At 65.6% G+C, this 15,523-nt stretch carries 17 protein-coding genes and 1 pseudogene; 13 read left to right on the top strand and 5 right to left on the bottom strand.

The features are described 5' to 3' along the window. The first annotated feature begins 84 nt into the window (after window positions 1-84). From nifD to EJ105_RS26185, 9 genes are all read left to right on the top strand, one after another. Window positions 85-1,590, top strand: a complete 1,506-nt coding sequence (gene nifD / locus EJ105_RS26225; RefSeq protein WP_029555935.1) for a nitrogenase molybdenum-iron protein alpha chain — start codon at window positions 85-87, stop codon at window positions 1,588-1,590. A gap of 98 nt (window positions 1,591-1,688) precedes the next feature. Beyond that, window positions 1,689-3,248: a nitrogenase molybdenum-iron protein subunit beta gene (gene nifK, locus EJ105_RS26220; RefSeq protein ID WP_029555934.1), complete on the top strand. Its 1,560-nt coding sequence runs from the start codon at window positions 1,689-1,691 to the stop codon at window positions 3,246-3,248. Window positions 3,249-3,395: 147 nt separating this feature from the next. Further along, on the top strand, window positions 3,396-5,291 hold the full coding sequence (gene nifE / locus EJ105_RS26215) for a nitrogenase iron-molybdenum cofactor biosynthesis protein NifE (RefSeq protein ID WP_250168661.1): 1,896 nt from the start codon (window positions 3,396-3,398) through the stop codon (window positions 5,289-5,291). 9 nt (window positions 5,292-5,300) lie between these two features. Further along, window positions 5,301-6,740: a nitrogenase iron-molybdenum cofactor biosynthesis protein NifN gene (nifN, locus tag EJ105_RS26210; protein WP_250168660.1), complete on the top strand. Its 1,440-nt coding sequence runs from the start codon at window positions 5,301-5,303 to the stop codon at window positions 6,738-6,740. A 40-nt stretch (window positions 6,741-6,780) separates the two neighbouring features. Next, on the top strand, window positions 6,781-7,176 hold the full coding sequence (gene nifX / locus EJ105_RS26205) for a nitrogen fixation protein NifX (RefSeq protein WP_024281068.1): 396 nt from the start codon (window positions 6,781-6,783) through the stop codon (window positions 7,174-7,176). 9 nt (window positions 7,177-7,185) lie between these two features. Next, entirely contained in the window at window positions 7,186-7,656 is a 471-nt protein-coding gene (locus tag EJ105_RS26200) for a NifX-associated nitrogen fixation protein (RefSeq protein ID WP_029555931.1), read from the top strand. A 19-nt stretch (window positions 7,657-7,675) separates the two neighbouring features. Then, window positions 7,676-7,876, top strand: coding sequence for a CCE_0567 family metalloprotein (locus EJ105_RS26195; RefSeq protein WP_029555930.1), 201 nt, complete (start codon window positions 7,676-7,678; stop codon window positions 7,874-7,876). A gap of 23 nt (window positions 7,877-7,899) precedes the next feature. Beyond that, window positions 7,900-8,196 carry a ferredoxin III, nif-specific gene (gene fdxB, locus EJ105_RS26190; protein ID WP_029555929.1) on the top strand — a complete coding sequence of 99 codons (297 nt, stop codon included), beginning with the start codon at window positions 7,900-7,902 and terminating at the stop codon, window positions 8,194-8,196. A gap of 60 nt (window positions 8,197-8,256) precedes the next feature. Continuing rightward, window positions 8,257-8,907, top strand: coding sequence for a nitrogen fixation protein NifQ (locus EJ105_RS26185; protein WP_250168659.1), 651 nt, complete (start codon window positions 8,257-8,259; stop codon window positions 8,905-8,907). Window positions 8,908-9,006: 99 nt separating this feature from the next. Here EJ105_RS26185 and EJ105_RS26180 read toward each other — a convergent pair whose 3' ends face one another. The 4 genes from EJ105_RS26180 to EJ105_RS26165 all read right to left on the bottom strand — a co-directional run bounded on the left by EJ105_RS26180 (window position 9,007) and on the right by EJ105_RS26165 (window position 11,071). Beyond that, window positions 9,007-9,324 (bottom strand): hypothetical protein, encoded by a 318-nt coding sequence (locus tag EJ105_RS26180; protein WP_024281063.1) that lies wholly within the window; start codon window positions 9,322-9,324, stop codon window positions 9,007-9,009. Window positions 9,325-9,376: 52 nt separating this feature from the next. Next, window positions 9,377-9,631, bottom strand: coding sequence for a hypothetical protein (locus tag EJ105_RS26175; protein ID WP_029555927.1), 255 nt, complete (start codon window positions 9,629-9,631; stop codon window positions 9,377-9,379). Between the two features lie 13 nt (window positions 9,632-9,644). Then, complete coding sequence (gene sseA / locus EJ105_RS26170) at window positions 9,645-10,505, bottom strand: 3-mercaptopyruvate sulfurtransferase (protein ID WP_250168658.1); 861 nt, start codon at window positions 10,503-10,505, stop codon at window positions 9,645-9,647. 104 nt (window positions 10,506-10,609) lie between these two features. Next, a complete protein-coding gene (locus tag EJ105_RS26165) occupies window positions 10,610-11,071 on the bottom strand; it encodes a hypothetical protein (protein ID WP_250168657.1) in 462 nt (153 codons plus the stop codon). Window positions 11,072-11,454: 383 nt separating this feature from the next. On the opposite strand from EJ105_RS26165, the gene EJ105_RS26160 reads away from it, so the two are divergent. Both EJ105_RS26160 and EJ105_RS26155 read left to right on the top strand, forming a co-directional pair. Continuing rightward, complete coding sequence (locus tag EJ105_RS26160) at window positions 11,455-13,083, top strand: flavin monoamine oxidase family protein (protein WP_250168656.1); 1,629 nt, start codon at window positions 11,455-11,457, stop codon at window positions 13,081-13,083. A gap of 11 nt (window positions 13,084-13,094) precedes the next feature. Next, entirely contained in the window at window positions 13,095-13,577 is a 483-nt protein-coding gene (locus tag EJ105_RS26155; protein WP_284145657.1) for a Rieske (2Fe-2S) protein, read from the top strand. 124 nt (window positions 13,578-13,701) lie between these two features. Here EJ105_RS26155 and EJ105_RS26150 read toward each other — a convergent pair whose 3' ends face one another. Continuing rightward, a complete protein-coding gene (locus tag EJ105_RS26150) occupies window positions 13,702-14,289 on the bottom strand; it encodes a hypothetical protein (protein WP_029555923.1) in 588 nt (195 codons plus the stop codon). 502 nt (window positions 14,290-14,791) lie between these two features. Here EJ105_RS26150 and EJ105_RS26145 point away from each other — a divergent pair. Further along, the gene (locus EJ105_RS26145) at window positions 14,792-15,112 is read left to right on the top strand and encodes a HesB/IscA family protein (protein ID WP_024281056.1); all 321 of its coding nucleotides are present in this window, start codon (window positions 14,792-14,794) and stop codon (window positions 15,110-15,112) included. Between the two features lie 62 nt (window positions 15,113-15,174). Then, window positions 15,175-15,438: pseudogene (locus tag EJ105_RS26140) on the top strand (NifU family protein); the annotation flags it as partial. Window positions 15,439-15,523 lie beyond the last annotated feature (85 nt).

Below are 15,523 nucleotides of genomic sequence, written 5' to 3'. Positions count from 1 at the left end.
GCCATCGCGTCGAGTGACCTGGGGCCGGCCTCAATTGCGGGGCCGGCCTGCCAAACGGCAACCCAACGAGAGCGAGATTGCGAAATGAGCTTGGCCCAACCGCAAAACGTTGCTGAAATCAAGGCGCGGAACAAGGAACTCATCGCGGAAGTCCTCAAGGTTTATCCCGAGAAGACCGCGAAGCGCCGCGCGAAGCACCTCAATGTCCATGAGTCCGGCAAGTCCGACTGCGGCGTGAAGTCGAACATCAAGTCCATCCCGGGCGTGATGACGATCCGCGGCTGCGCCTACGCCGGCTCGAAGGGTGTGGTGTGGGGTCCCATCAAGGACATGATCCACATCTCCCACGGCCCGGTGGGCTGCGGCCAGTACAGCTGGGCCGCCCGCCGCAACTACTACATCGGCACGACCGGCATCGACACCTTCGTGACGATGCAGTTCACGTCCGACTTCCAGGAGAAGGACATCGTCTTCGGCGGTGACAAGAAGCTCGCCAAGATCATGGACGAAATCCAGGAGCTGTTCCCGCTCAACAACGGCATCACCGTCCAGTCCGAGTGCCCGATCGGCCTCATCGGCGACGACATCGAGGCCGTGTCCAAGTCCAAGTCCAAGGAATACGACGGCAAGACCATCGTTCCGGTGCGCTGCGAAGGCTTCCGCGGCGTGTCGCAGTCCCTCGGCCACCACATCGCCAACGACGCGGTGCGGGACTGGGTGTTCGACAAGCTGGACCCGAACAAGGCGCCCCCGTTCGAGCCGTCGCCCTATGACGTCGCGATCATCGGCGACTACAACATCGGGGGCGACGCTTGGTCGTCCCGTATCCTCCTCGAGGAGATGGGCCTGCGCGTGATCGCCCAGTGGTCGGGCGACGGCTCCCTCGCCGAGCTCGAGAACACTCCCCGGGCGAAGCTGAACGTCCTGCACTGCTACCGCTCCATGAACTACATCTCCCGCCACATGGAAGAGAAGTTCGGGATCCCGTGGTGCGAGTACAACTTCTTCGGTCCCTCCAAGATCGCGGAGTCGCTGCGCAAGATCGCCGCTTACTTCGACGACAAGATCAAGGAAGGCGCCGAGCGCGTTATCGCCAAGTACGCGCCCCTCATGGACGCGGTGATCGCCAAGTATCGTCCGCGGCTCGAAGGCAAGACGGTCATGCTGTACGTGGGCGGCCTGCGTCCCCGTCACGTGATCGGGGCCTACGAGGACCTCGGCATGGAAGTGGTGGGCACGGGTTACGAGTTCGCCCACAACGACGACTATCAGCGCACCGCCCAGCACTACGTCAAGGATGGCACGCTCATCTATGACGACGTGACCGGCTACGAGTTCGAGAAGTTCGTCGAGAAGGTCCAGCCGGACCTGGTCGGCTCGGGCATCAAGGAAAAGTACGTCTTCCAGAAGATGGGCGTGCCGTTCCGCCAGATGCACTCCTGGGACTATTCCGGCCCGTACCACGGCTATGATGGCTTCGCCATCTTCGCCCGCGACATGGACATGGCCATCAATTCCCCCGTCTGGAAGATGACCAAGGCCCCGTGGAAGCAGGCTCCCGGCCAGGCGGGGCTGCTCGCCGCCGAGTGAGGCGGATTTTCGAGCGCCTGAACCAGAAGCCCCTCCCTTCGCGGGGAGGGGCACCCGGGACGGGCTCCCATATTTGACCCACATATTAGGGGTTCGAGATGCCACAGAATGCAGACAACGTGCTCGATCACTTCGAGCTGTTCCGCGGTCCCGAGTACCAGCAGATGCTGGCCAACAAGAAGAAGATGTTCGAGAACCCCCGCGATCCCGCCGAAGTCGAGCGCATTCGCGAGTGGGCCAAGACTCCCGAGTACAAGGAAAAGAACTTCGCCCGCGAGGCCCTGACGGTGAACCCGGCCAAGGCCTGCCAGCCGCTCGGCGCGGTGTTCGTGGCGGTCGGCTTCGAGCACACGATCCCGTTCGTGCACGGCTCCCAGGGCTGCGTCGCGTACTACCGTTCGCACCTGTCCCGTCACTTCAAGGAGCCCAGCTCCTGCGTGTCGTCGTCCATGACGGAAGACGCGGCGGTGTTCGGCGGCCTCAACAACATGATTGACGGCCTCGCCAACACCTACAACATGTACAAGCCCAAGATGATCGCCGTCTCCACCACCTGCATGGCGGAAGTGATCGGCGACGACCTCAACGCCTTCATCAAGACGGCGAAGGAAAAGGGCTCGGTCCCGCAGGAGTACGACGTTCCCTTCGCCCACACCCCGGCCTTCGTCGGCAGCCATGTCACCGGCTACGACAACGCCATCAAGGGCGTGCTGGAGCACTTCTGGGACGGCAAGGCCGGCACCGCCCCCAAGCTGGTGCGCGAGCCGAACGAGAAGATCAACTTCATCGGCGGCTTCGACGGCTACACCGTCGGCAACCTGCGTGAAGTCAAGCGCATCTTCGGTCTGATGGGTGTCGACTACACCATCCTCGGCGACAACTCCGAAGTGTTCGACACGCCGACCGACGGCGAGTTCCGCATGTATGACGGCGGCACCACCCTGGAGGAGGCGGCCAACGCCGTCCACGCCAAGGCCACCATCTCCATGCAGGAATACTGCACCGAGAAGACCCTGCCGTTCATCGGCAACCACGGCCAGGAAGTCGTCGCCTTCAACCACCCCGTGGGCGTGAAGGGCACCGACGAGTTCCTGATGGCGATCTCGCGGATCTCCGGCAAGGAAATCCCGGAGGAGCTCGCCAAGGAGCGCGGCCGCCTCGTCGATGCCATCGCCGACTCGAACGCCCACATCCACGGCAAGAAGTTCGCCATCTACGGCGATCCCGACCTGTGCCTGGGTCTCGCCGGCTTCCTGCTGGAACTCGGCGCCGAGCCCACCCACGTCCTTGCCACCAACGGCAACCAGAAGTGGGCGGACAAGGTCCAGAAGCTGTTCGATAGCTCGCCGTTCGGCCAGAACTGCAACGTCTATCCCGGCCGCGACCTCTGGCACATGCGCTCCCTGCTCTTCACCGAGCCGGTGGACTTCCTGATCGGCAACACCTACGGCAAGTATCTCGAGCGCGACACGGGCACCCCGCTGATCCGCATCGGCTTCCCGGTGTTCGACCGCCACCACCACCACCGCCGTCCGGTGTGGGGCTATCAGGGCGGCATGAACGTCCTGATCACCATCCTCGACAAGATCTTCGACACCATCGATCAAAACACGATCGTGCCGGCGAAGACCGACTATTCGTTCGACATCATCCGTTGATCGCATAGGTGAAATGATCGATCCGGCCCGGGGCCCCGCCCGGGCCGGCCCGACAGGGAGAGTGAAGTCCGCCCCATTTCATGTCCGCCCCCATGTGATGTTCGCGCCCGCGATCTTTGCACAGCCCGTCCGCCGAAGGAGAGATCCATGAGCTCGGTTTCCGCCACGATCCAGCAAGTGTTCAACGAGCCCGGCTGCGCGAAGAACCAGAACAAATCGGAGGCGGAAAAGAAGAAGGGGTGCACCAAGCAGCTCCAGCCCGGCGGTGCCGCCGGCGGCTGCGCTTTCGACGGCGCCAAGATCGCCCTTCAGCCGCTGACCGATGTCGCGCACCTGGTGCATGGCCCCATTGCCTGCGAAGGCAACAGCTGGGACAACCGCGGCGCGCGCTCCTCCGGCTCGCAGATCTGGCGCACCGGCTTCACCACCGACATCAACGAGACGGACGTGGTGTTCGGCGGCGAGAAGCGCCTGTTCAAGTCCATCAAGGAAATCATCGAGAAGTACGACCCGCCGGCCGTCTTCGTCTACCAGACCTGCGTGCCCGCCATGATCGGCGACGACATCGACGCGGTCTGCAAGGCGGCGAAGGAGAAGTTCGGCACGCCGGTCATCCCGATCAATTCCCCCGGCTTCGTGGGCCCGAAGAACCTCGGCAACAAGCTGGCCGGTGAGGCCATCCTCGAGCACGTCATCGGCACCGAGGAGCCGGACTACACGACGCCCTACGACATCAACATCATTGGCGAATACAATCTCTCCGGCGAACTGTGGCAGGTGAAGCCGCTGCTCGACGAGCTGGGCATCCGCATCCTCGCCTGCATCTCCGGCGACGGCCGCTACAAGGATGTGGCCTCCTCCCACCGCGCCAAGGCGGCGATGATGGTGTGCTCGAAGGCCATGATCAACGTGGCCCGCAAGATGGAGGAGCGCTACGACATCCCCTTCTTCGAGGGTTCCTTCTACGGCATTCAGGATTCCTCGGATTCGCTCCGCGAGATCGCCCGCATGCTCATCGAGCGCGGCGCCGATCCCGAGCTGATGGACCGCACCGAGGCGCTCATCGAGCGCGAGGAGGCGAAGGCCTGGGCGGCGATCGCCAAGTTCAAGGACCGCTTCAAGGACAAGAAGGTGCTGCTCATCACCGGCGGCGTGAAGTCTTGGTCGGTGGTGGCTGCGCTGCAGGAGGCCGGCCTCGAACTGGTCGGCACCTCGGTGAAGAAGTCCACCAAGGAGGACAAGGAGCGCATCAAGGAGCTCATGGGGCAGGATGCCCACATGATCGACGACATGACGCCCCGCGAAATGTACAAGATGCTGAAGGACGCGAAGGCGGACATCATGCTCTCGGGTGGCCGCTCGCAGTTCATCGCGCTCAAGGCCGCCATGCCGTGGCTCGACATCAACCAGGAGCGCCACCACGCCTACATGGGCTACATCGGCATGGTGAAGCTCGTGGAGGAGATCGACAAGGCGCTCTACAATCCCATCTGGGAGCAGGTGCGCAAGCCCGCCCCATGGGACAACCCGGCCAACAACTGGCAGAACCGCGCCATCGCCCAGATGGAGGCCGAAGCGGCCGCCCTCGCCGCCGATCCGGTCGCCGCCGAGAAGGCCCGTCGCGCCAAGAAGATCTGCAATTGCAAGAGTGTGGACCTCGGCACCATCGAGGACGCCATCAAGGCGCACAGCCTCACCACGGTCGAGGGCGTGAAGACCCACACCAATGCCTCCGGCGGGTGCGGCGCGTGCTCGGGCCGCATCGAGGACATCTTCGAGGCGCTTGGCGTCGCGGAGCCCGCGCCGGCTGATCCGGTGCTGGCCGAGGCCGCGCGCCGCGCCAAGAAGGTCTGCAACTGCAAGAGCGTCACCGTCGGCACCATCGAGGATGCGGTTGCCGCCGGCGCCTCCAATCTCGCCGAGGTGACCGCCCGCACCGAGGCCGGCTCCGGCTGCGGTAAGTGCGGTGAGCGCATCGAGGACATGCTGGACGAACTCGTCGCCCCGCTCGGCACGCCGGCCGCGCTCGTGGCCGCCGAATAGGAGGGCGCGATGGCCAAGTTCGTCCAGGCGAAGAAGAGCTGCGCGGTCAATCCGCTGAAGATGAGCCAGCCCATCGGCGGCGCGCTCGCCTTCATGGGGCTGAGGGGCGCCATGCCGCTGCTGCACGGCTCGCAGGGCTGCACCTCGTTCGGCCTCGTGCTGTTCGTGCGCCACTTCAAGGAGGCCATCCCGCTCCAGACCACGGCCATGAGCGAGGTGGCCACCGTGCTCGGCGGCTATGAGAATGTCGAGCAGGCCATTCTCAACATCTACAACCGCACCAAGCCCGAGATCATCGGCATCTGCTCCACCGGCGTCACCGAGACCAAGGGCGACGACGTGGACGGCTACATCAAGCTGATACGCGAGAAGTATCCGCAGCTCGCCGATTTCCCGCTGGTCTATGTCTCGACCCCCGATTTCAAGGACGCCTTCCAGGACGGCTGGGAGAAGACGGTCGCCAAGATCGTCGAGGTGCTGGTGAAGAAGCCCGCGCCGGACGCGCCGAAGAACCCGAAGCGCGTCAATGTGCTGCCCGGCTGCCACCTGCAGCCCGGGGACCTCGATGAGCTGCGCTGCATCCTCGAGGATTTCGGCCTTGAGCCCTCCTTCCTCCCGGACCTCGCCGGCTCGCTCGATGGACACATCCCGGACGACTTCACGCCCACCACCATCGGCGGCATCGGCGTGGACGAGGTCGCCACCATGGGCGAGGCGGCCTGGACCATCGCCATCGGCAGCCAGATGAAGACGGCGGCCGAGGCGATGCAGAAGAAGACGGGCACGCCCTACAGGCTGTTCGAGCGTCTGTGCGGGCTCGGGCCGAACGACGAATTCTTCATGTTCCTGAGCGAGATCTCGGGACGCGAGGTGCCGCGCCGCTATCGCCGGCAGCGGGGCCAGCTGGTGGATGCCATGCTGGACGCCCACTTCCACCTCGGCGGCCGCAAGCTCGCCATCGGCGCGGAGCCGGACCTCCTGTTCGATGTCGCCTCCGCGCTGCACGAGATGGGCACGCACATCACCGCCGCCGTCACCACCACCCAGTCGCCGGTGTTCGAGAAGCTGCCCTGCGACGAGGTGCTGCTGGGCGATCTCGAGGACCTGGAGACGCTGGCGAAGGAGCGGGGCTGCGACCTGCTGCTCACCCATTCCCATGGGCGCCAGGCGGCGGACCGGCTCAACATCCCCTTCTATCGCATCGGCATTCCCATGTTCGATCGCATCGGCTCCGGCCACAAGATGACGGTCGGCTATCGCGGCACGCGCGACCTCATGTTCACGCTGGCCAACATGTGCATCGCCGACCACGAGCAGAACCACGACGCGACCCCCGACACGTGGAAGAACCCGTGGGACGGCGATGGCCACGGCCATGGCGCGACCATTGCAGCGACCCCTGCCGGCGCGCCCGACCTCGGACCCGCACCCAGCACCGCCCACCACTGAAGTCCGCAAGGACCGAGACCGCGAGAGAGGCGAGCCTTCCATGAAAGTCGCATTCGCAACCCAGGATCTCAAAAGGGTCGATGCCCATTTCGGCTGGGCGAAGAACATTGCCATCTACGAGGTCGGCCCGGAGGGCCATCACTTCATCGAGGCCATCGAATTCGACGGCGACCTGAAGGAAGACGGAAACGAGGACAAGCTGGCGCCCAAGATCGATGCGATCAAGGATTGCACCATCCTCTACGTGGCCGCCATCGGCGGCTCCGGCGCCGCCCGCGTGGTGGCCAACAACATTCATCCCATGAAGGTCAACCAGCCCGAGGAGATCTCCGATCTCATCGGCAAGCTGGAGGTGGTCCTTCAGGGCAATCCGCCCCCGTGGCTGCGCAAGGTCATGTCGAAGGGCCAGGAGCGCACGTTCGATTTCGACGAGTGAGGGATAGTCATGGCCGAAGCAGCGCAAGTCATCGAGCCGACAGAGGCCGCTGACTCCCCGTTCATCAAGGAACTCATCAAGGTCTGGCGCGCCCAGGACACCCACGGCGCGTGGGAAGGCAAGGCCGATCTCGATCTGATCGAGCCCTACATTGTCGACAAGGAGGCACGCCGCGCGCTCCCCCTCATCGGCGATCCCGACCCGGAGACCATCTGGCGCCTGGAGCTGTTCTTCAACGCGATCTGCCTGATGATCGAGAAGGAGACGCGGGTGATGATCTCGCCCATGCTCAAGATGAGCCACGAAGGCTTCGGCCGCATGGTGCTCATCGGCGGCCGGCTGATCGTCGTCAACAAGCAGCTGCGCGACGTCCACCGCTTCGGCTTCGACAATCTCGGCAAGCTCGCCGAAGAGGGCACGAAGTTCGTCCAGCAGGGCGTCGAGATGATCAACAAGTTCCCCGAAGTGGCGAAATACTGACCAGACCCAAGGTGCACCCATGAGCGACGTGGACGAACTCAAGGCCGAGATCAAGAAGCTGTCCGCCAAGGCGACACAGTCCAAGATGGACCTCCACGATCTGTCCGAAGAACTCCCGATCAACTGGGAGCAGATCATGGTTGTGGCCAAGAAGGCGCATGATGCCTTCGCCGAGCTTGAGAAGAAGCGCGCGGACTTGAAGGGACTCGAGGCCGCCTAGCATTTTTGAAAGGCGATTTTCAGATGTCTAACGAAACCAGGGATGGTCGAGCCTGGCAGCCAGACTACCTGCTCGACATCGACAAGGACAAATGCATCGGCTGCGGCCGCTGCTACAAGGTCTGCGGCCGCGACGTCATGACCCTCAAGGGCATCAACGAGGACGGCGACATCGTCGCCCTCGATGATGACGAGGACGATGAGGTCGAGAAGAAGGTGATGGTGATGAACGACATGGGCGCCTGTATCGGTTGCGGTGCATGCGCGCGCGTCTGCCCGGCCAATTGCCAGATCCACGGCCTGGAGAAGGCCGCCGCCTGAGGCGGCAGCGCCCGAGCGCGGGCTTTTTCGGCCCGCGCGTGTCGCTCAAGGAGTGCCGCCATGCGCGCCGAAGAGGTCTATGACTGGTTGATCGCGTCATCGTCCTCCTCGGCCGCGGACGCCTTCGACGTCCATGTGGCGGCCTCCATCATCGGCCTCGCCTTTGCCGAGGCGGAGGAGGAGGCCCGGGACCGGCTCGATGCGGTCGGGCTCGACCGCGCGGCCTTCCTCGACCTCGCCGCCATTCTGTTTCCGGCGTCCGCCCCGATGCTGGCCGCGCAGGTCGATCCACGGGCGATCGAGGTGACGCCCGAGGAGCAGTCGGTGCGCGACATCCTCGGCATCTATTCGTCCGATGCCGGACGGCTGCAGACCCATTTCATTGCGATGATTTCCCGGCGCTGCCAGTCCCCCCACCATCTATGGCAGGATCTGGGGCTCAGGAGCCGCGCCGAGCTGCGGGAACTGATGACCCGCCGCTTCGCCCCGCTCGCCCGCAAGAACAGCCAGGACATGAAGTGGAAGAAGTTCCTCTACCGCATGGTCTGCGGATCGGAGGGCTTCACCCTGTGCGCGGCGCCAGTGTGCTCGGATTGCGATGAATTCCACATCTGCTTCGGCGCGGAGGACGGGGAATCCCGCCTCGCGCGCAATGCCCGTGCGGCCGCCAACGGGAACGAGCCGATCGCGTTGCCGGAGGCCGCGGAATAGACGGCTCTCATCGGCATCGAAACGACAAGAGCCCCGGCATGCCGGGGCTCTTTCGTCTTCGCCTGATCCGCATGCAACGCCGGCGGGCGTATCAGCCCCTCACTCGATGCCTTCGCTGCGGGCCCGCCACATCATGGCGATGCGGAAGCGTTCGTTGATGGCGGCGGGGCTGGCGAGGATCTCCGCCTCGGCCTTCTTGAAGGCCGCTTCGACCGCTTCCGCCTCTTCCTTGGTGAGCGTCACCCGGCCGGCGATGTGGGTGGCTTCGGGGTGCACCTCCCAGATCTTGCGGCGGTTGGGGTGCATCTTCACCTCGGTGAGGTCGAAGGCTTCGAGCTGGCCGTCGAACAGGATCGCGAGGCCGGAGACCTCGAGCTTGCGGCCGTCGGAAGTGGTCTTGATGAGCGTGGTCGCCATGTTGTTCTCCCGTTGGCTTTCACCGGTGTTTCATCTGCGCGCGGCGTGCGCCTCAGCCTTCCGGCGATGCGAGCCAGCTGTAGCCGCCCTGATCCCAGAGCTGGGCCAGGACCTGGTCCGAACTCCAGCCCGGATACTGCGACCGGACCGTTTCATAGTCGCCGCGGAACCGCTCCGCGTCCTCTCCGGAAATGTCCGCAACCATGCCGTCCGGCTTGAAGCGCAGGACGAAATGGGTCTGGTCGCCGGCGCCGTGCAGCGTGAATTCGTCGCCGTCGCCGAGGAGGGTGAGGTCGTCGGTCGCCATGGCGGGTTTCCTTTCAGGCCGCCGCCGCGATGGGCGTCTCGTCCTTCAGGCCCCATTCGGCCCAGGAGCCGTCGTAGAGCGCGACGTCCGTCTTGCCGATGAGGTAGAGGGCGAGCATGACCACGCAGGCGATGGTGCCGGAGGCACAGGTGACGACGATGGGCTTTGCCAGATCGACGCCGGCGGCGGAGAGGCGGGCCTTGATGGCCTCGGGCTGAACCAGCTCACCGCTCTCCTCGACGATGAGGTCGCCCCACGGCAGGTTGATGGCGCCGGGAATGTGGCCCTTCTTCTTCGCCGGGAAGACGTCGTCCTGGCTGCCGGCGAATTTCGCGGGGCCGCGCGCGTCGATCACCTGCTCCGCGCCGGAGGCGACATTGGCCAGCATCTGGTCAAGGGAGCGCACGAGGGCCGGATCGAGACTTGCGGTGAAGGTCTTGGGCTCGGGCCGCACCGGCGACATGTCGGAGGGGAGCTTCTCCTTCACCCATTTGCCGTAGCCGCCGTCGAGCATGGCGACGTCGTGATAGCCGAAGATGCGGAACATCCACCACACGCGCGCCGCGGCCGCGCCGCCGCACATGCGATCGTAGACGATCACCTTGTCGCCGTCGCCGATGCCCAGCAGGCCCACCTTCTTGGCGAACTCCGCCGCCGGCGGCAGCATGTGGGGGAGCGGGCTGGTCTTGTCGGCCACTGCATCGATGTCGAAATGCACCGAGCCCGGCAGATGGCGCCCGCGATACTGGGTGCGGCCATCCATGTTGGAGCTTTCATGCAGCCAGGTGCAGTCCAGAATCTTCACGTCCGGGGCCGACAGATGGTCCGTCAGCCATTGGGTGCTCACCAGCGGTCCGGGAAGAACGGTGGACATGACGCAAGGCTCTCCTGTGGCTGTGGGATGGTCTGCAGGTGACGTCGCTTCCGGGGGCAGTCACGTCCCGGGGCGGGGGCCCCGGGACGGCATCGGGTGGGGGCTCAGCGCACCTTGGGCAGGCTGTAGCCGGGACGCGGATGGGCGTCGTAATAGTCGGGGCGCTCGGGCCAGCCCCCCTCGGGATTGACGGTGAACTTCACCACCTTCACCGGCGCGCCGGGCGAGCAGGACACTTCGGCGAGCTTGATCTCGCGGGCGCCGGGGCCGACGGAGAAGTCCGCGACGGTCTTGCCGTCGGCGGTCACGGCACGGGCGAAGCCGGGGGTGCCCACTTCGCCCGCCTTCACCGCCGCATCCACGAAGCTCGGTACTTCCGAGCCGTCTTCGGAGGGCGTGGTGAAGGCCGGGGTGGCGAAGGTGAACGCCGCGAGCTTTCCACTGCGGTCCACCGGATGGTCGGCATTCACCGGGCGGGCGACGGAATAGAAGGTCAGGGTGCCGCCCGCGAGGGCAGCCTTGATATCGTCAAGGGAGGACGAGGCGAATTCGGACGCGACGAGCATTTCCAATCTCCGGGGCACTATCGGTCAAACGAACTGTCCGTTGAGGGGATCAAGTTTCGTGCCAGCCGCTGGGCGGGTCGGCGCCATGACTTCCGCTCGTCTTGTGAAAGCGCCGGAAGTCTTGCACCGATGCGGGTTCGCGGCCGCGGACGGACCGGATGACGCCCCATCGCGCGGAGGTAAAGGCGGGCGCCGTGTCGGAAATCCGTCGCACCACGCGGGAAATGCGACGCTGCCGAGGTGGGCGATCCCACAGGGCGAGGGCCAAAGCCGACCGTGACGGCCGTGCAAAGGCGCCTGGAATGACCGCAAGGCCATATTTCCCGGGACTGTGCGCGAATCTTGCAAGGGCTCCAATCAGCAAGATTTGCGAGGACTGTTCCATGCTGGATACGGCGATCATCGGCGGAGGGCTCTGCGGCCTCGCGCTGGCGCGGCAGTTCAAGAAACAGGACCGCAGCTTCACTCTGTTCGAGGCGCGTCCCCGGCTCGGCGGGCGCATCCTCTCGGCCGTCGCCTCCAGCAACGGCGCGGCCTTCGATCTCGGTCCCACCTGGTTCTGGCCCGACACCCAGCCGCTCATTGCCGCCTTCGTCGCGGAACTCGGCCTGGCGTCCTATCCCCAGCATGACGAAGGCACGGTGCTGCACCTGACCGAGGCGGACAAGAATCCCCAGGGGTTCGCGCAGGAGGTGCATGGCGGCGCGCGGCGGGTCGCCGGCGGCATGGCGCGTCTGGTGTCGGTTCTCGCCGAAAGCATCGGCGAGGAGCGCCTGCGCCTCAACCATGTGCTCCACAGCGTGGAGGACAAGGGCGACCATGTGGTCCTGACCTTCCGGGTGGACGATGCGTTCTTCATCGTCGAGGCACGCCATGTGGTGGTGGCGCTGCCGCCGCGCCTCGTCGCGGAGACGGTGCGCTTCATCCCGGAACTCGACAGCGCGACCTTCGACGCCATGGGCGCTGCGCCCACCTGGATGGCGCAGCAGGCCAAGGTGGTGATGGCCTATCCCTCCGCCTTCTGGCGGGTCGCCGGCCAGTCGGGCAACGCCTTCGTCACCCACGAGCAGGCCGTGGTCGGCGAGATCTTCGATGCCTGCGACGTGACCGGCGCCAAGGCGGCCCTCGGCGGCTTCCTGAGCTTCCCCCCCGATCTGCGCGAAGCCTTCGCCGATGGCCTGTCCATGCTGATGGACAGCCAGATGGTGCAGGTGTTCGGCTCGGCGGCGGAAGGCGGCGAGCAGCTTTATCAGGACTGGGCCGGGGAGGCCTTCACATGCTCGGCGCGCGACAAGGCGGAGCCGCGGGGCGAGCACGTGGCCTTCTCCAATCCCCTGCTGCGGCGGGCGCTGTGGGACGGGCGGCTGCATCTCGGCAGCTCCGAGACGGCGACGCAGGGGGCCGGCTACCTCGAGGGCGCGCTGGAGGCGGCGCGGCGCATCGATCGTGCCCTGTCGCGCGAGCGGGCGGAAGAGACGGGGGCCGCCGTTCCCGAGGGGCTGCCGCTGAATGCCGCCAGCCTCGCCCGCTTCGCCAACTGGGTCGGCGGTCAGAACGATGCGGCGTTCGAGGCCTATCGCATCCGCCTCAACCGGGCGCTCGCCAGCCAGGACCGCGAGCAGCTCACCCAGAGGGCGATGCTGGGCGCCATCGAGGACATCTATGAGCGCGCGGCCGACCTCATCGAGACCCTGCCCTTCGACATGAGCGACGTGCCGGTGGAGAAGGGCCGTTCCGCGCTGATGAGCGACGTGCAGCTGCCGTTCCGCGACTTCATCCAGACGCTGCTGGACGATGTTGTCGCGTTCAACCGCACCTCCTGTGCGCTTTCCAACTTCCCCGGAGAGCATCACCTCTCGCGCGACTATGTGCAGACCATCCTGCGCGACGTCGCCGCGGCCTGGCGGGACTTCTGCCTCGCCGCCAACCGGCGCCTGCTGGCCAAGGCCGAGGCCGGCGCTCCCCTGACCCCCGGCGCCGGCAGCGGCCCGGTCCTGACGCGTGCATCGTGAACGAGGATAAGATGGAACCGACCGTCATCGACAACGAGGCCCCCCAGGATGCCCTCCCGGACGAGGCGGCCGCCGTCGCCTACGTCATCTGCTCCATGAGCGACATCCCCAGCCAGCGGGCGCGGGGCTTCGAGCTGATGCAGGTGGCGGAGGACGGCACCGAGCAGCCGTTCAGGATCGTGGTGGTGCGGTGGGGCCGGCAGGTGTTCGGCTACATCAACCGCTGCCCGCACGACCAGGTGCAGCTGGATTGGGAACGCAACCAGTTCCTCGATCCCAACGGCATCCGCCTGATGTGCGGCAAGCACGGCGCCCTGTTCGAGCTGGGCACCGGCGTGTGCCTCGAAGGCCCGTGCAAGGGCAAGAGCCTCATTCCGGTGGCCCTCACCGTGCTCGACAACGACATCTGCGTGACCGGCGTGACGCTGGCCGAGGAGGTGGATGACGACGAGGAGGAGATCACCTCCTGCTCGGACGAGGGCGGCGGCGTCTGAGGCGCTCCCTATGGGACTGAAAATGGCCGGGCTTGCCCGGCCATTTTTGTGTCGCGACGCGCTGCCGAAGACGGCCGGGCGTGCCACCCGGTCCCGCCGGGCGGCACAGGCGCAGGCCCCTAGATCAGACCGGGCGGTTCTCGTTGCGGTTCTTCACCGGCTCCATGATGGAAACGCCCTTCTCGTAGGTGATGATCTCGTAATCCTCGTGCCACGCCGCGGCGGCGTCGAGCACCACGTCGGTCTTGCCGCCGGTGTCCATCTTCTTGATGTCGTTCTTGTCGATGGAGAGGAGGTCGGTCATCTCCTTCCACACGGTGCTCTCGTCACAGGGCAGGACGTAGAACGTCTTGCCGTTGTGGGTGACGCGATACTTCGCCAGCAGGTCGATGTTGTTGCAGAACAGGAAATACTTGCCGTCGGGCGCCAGCGCGTCGCCGAGCACGTCGACCACGTCGGAGAGGAAGGCGAAATTCTGCAGGTAGCCGGCGAGCACCGGGATGGTGGACTTGCCCTCTTCGGCGAAGGTCAGCACCTGCTCCATGGTGTATTCCGGCGGGCGCTTCTCGTCCGCGACCTGCTGCTGGAACTTCAGCGCAATGTCGCCGCGGAAATCGAAGCGGCCGGGCTTGGTGGGCTGCTTGAGCACGGCATTCAGGAGTCGCCCCTCTTTATCCAGCCGGCCCAGGGGGGTGTTCTCGATCGCGGTCATCAAAAAGGTCTCCGGTTCAGCACACGACTGTTCAGACGGGTCTTGGGTTCAACACGGGCGCGAGCCGCGCTCGTCCCGGACAGGATCGCCCGGGAGAGAGTGCCGCCCTCCACCGAATGCCGTTCGGCGGGCCACCCGCGCAGGGGCAGGCGCTGCGCTTCATGCAAGCCCTTTGCCGCTTCGCCTGACGGGCGAGGTGAAAGCCGCCGCCAGCGACAATCGGCCCCGTGCGGACCCCGGCCGAGGGCTTCCGGCAAGGCGCGGGAAGTCCGCACGGGCACGGAAACGCGGGGCTCGCCCGGCATCGCGGCGGGGTGCGCTTCGTCCATCCGGCGCGCCGCGCGGGGCCGGCGGGAGGGGGGCGCGCCCTTGTCCGAAACCGGACACGCGTCGCAAAGGCAACAGCTTCGATCCTGAAAATCGAAAGAAATCAGCCCGTTGCCGTCTGGCACGGGGCTTGCTGCTGTGCCGGCAGACCAGTCTTTCAAGCGAAGGTCGAGCAATGATCAATTTGACCGACAGCGCACTTCATGCGGTCCGCGACGCGATCCATGATGCCGACCAGCCCGTCAGCGGCCTGCGCATCATGGTCGAGACCGGCGGCTGCGCCGGCTATCAGTACAAGATGGGCCTCGTCAGCGACGCCGAGCCCGACGATACCGTGGTGGAGCGCGAGGGCGTGCGCGTCTTCGTCGACAACAAGAGCCACGAGCTGCTCGCCGGCACCACCATCGACTTCGTGGTGGCCCTGGAAGGCTCCGGCTTCACCTTCGAGAATCCGAACGCCACCTCCAGCTGCTCCTGCGGCAAATCCTTCGGCTGACCGCCATCCGCGCGCCGTCCTCCGACAGGCGGCAGAACAGAGAACACAGAGAGGATATTGCGATGTTGGCCGAGACCGAAGCGCCCGCGCTCAGCCGTGAAGCCCGCCGCGAGGCGATCATCCGCGAGGTGATCGAGGAAATCCGTCCCAACCTCGTCCGCGACGGCGGCGACTGCGAGCTGGTGGAGATCGACGGCACCAAGGTCATGGTGAAAATGACCGGCGCCTGCGTCTTCTGCAAACTGGCGAGCGAGACCATCGAGGGCATCCAGTCCAAGATCGTCGAGCGCCTCGGCGAGCTGATCCGCCTGATCCCCGTCGCCGGCGCGCAGAACAAGCCGCTGGTGAGCCTGAAGGGCCCCGGCCCGGCGCTTTCCGCTGCGCCCAAGCCCGCCGCTCCCAAGCCCGTTG

This window comes from Xanthobacter aminoxidans (assembly GCF_023571765.1).
GTDB lineage: Bacteria > Pseudomonadota > Alphaproteobacteria > Rhizobiales > Xanthobacteraceae > Xanthobacter > Xanthobacter aminoxidans.
Note: the sequence above shows the minus strand (reverse complement) of the source record. Positions and strands in the feature narration are given on the sequence as shown.

Excerpts from the sequence above, each read along its gene's own strand:
- EJ105_RS26160 (WP_250168656.1), top strand. The coding sequence starts at position 11,455 with ATGCTGGATACGGCGATCATCGGCGGAGGGCTCTGCGGCCTCGCGCTG.
- nifK (WP_029555934.1), top strand. The coding sequence starts at position 1,689 with ATGCCACAGAATGCAGACAACGTGCTCGATCACTTCGAGCTGTTCCGC.
- nifN (WP_250168660.1), top strand. The coding sequence starts at position 5,301 with ATGGCCAAGTTCGTCCAGGCGAAGAAGAGCTGCGCGGTCAATCCGCTG.
- EJ105_RS26200 (WP_029555931.1), top strand. The coding sequence starts at position 7,186 with ATGGCCGAAGCAGCGCAAGTCATCGAGCCGACAGAGGCCGCTGACTCC.
- fdxB (WP_029555929.1), top strand. The coding sequence starts at position 7,900 with ATGTCTAACGAAACCAGGGATGGTCGAGCCTGGCAGCCAGACTACCTG.
- EJ105_RS26175 (WP_029555927.1), bottom strand. The coding sequence starts at position 9,631 with ATGGCGACCGACGACCTCACCCTCCTCGGCGACGGCGACGAATTCACG.
- EJ105_RS26150 (WP_029555923.1), bottom strand. The coding sequence starts at position 14,289 with ATGACCGCGATCGAGAACACCCCCCTGGGCCGGCTGGATAAAGAGGGG.
- EJ105_RS26155 (WP_284145657.1), top strand. The coding sequence starts at position 13,095 with ATGGAACCGACCGTCATCGACAACGAGGCCCCCCAGGATGCCCTCCCG.
- EJ105_RS26185 (WP_250168659.1), top strand. The coding sequence starts at position 8,257 with ATGCGCGCCGAAGAGGTCTATGACTGGTTGATCGCGTCATCGTCCTCC.
- nifE (WP_250168661.1), top strand. The coding sequence starts at position 3,396 with ATGAGCTCGGTTTCCGCCACGATCCAGCAAGTGTTCAACGAGCCCGGC.
- sseA (WP_250168658.1), bottom strand. The coding sequence starts at position 10,505 with ATGTCCACCGTTCTTCCCGGACCGCTGGTGAGCACCCAATGGCTGACG.
- EJ105_RS26180 (WP_024281063.1), bottom strand. The coding sequence starts at position 9,324 with ATGGCGACCACGCTCATCAAGACCACTTCCGACGGCCGCAAGCTCGAG.
- nifD (WP_029555935.1), top strand. The coding sequence starts at position 85 with ATGAGCTTGGCCCAACCGCAAAACGTTGCTGAAATCAAGGCGCGGAAC.
- nifX (WP_024281068.1), top strand. The coding sequence starts at position 6,781 with ATGAAAGTCGCATTCGCAACCCAGGATCTCAAAAGGGTCGATGCCCAT.
- EJ105_RS26195 (WP_029555930.1), top strand. The coding sequence starts at position 7,676 with ATGAGCGACGTGGACGAACTCAAGGCCGAGATCAAGAAGCTGTCCGCC.
- EJ105_RS26165 (WP_250168657.1), bottom strand. The coding sequence starts at position 11,071 with ATGCTCGTCGCGTCCGAATTCGCCTCGTCCTCCCTTGACGATATCAAG.
- EJ105_RS26145 (WP_024281056.1), top strand. The coding sequence starts at position 14,792 with ATGATCAATTTGACCGACAGCGCACTTCATGCGGTCCGCGACGCGATC.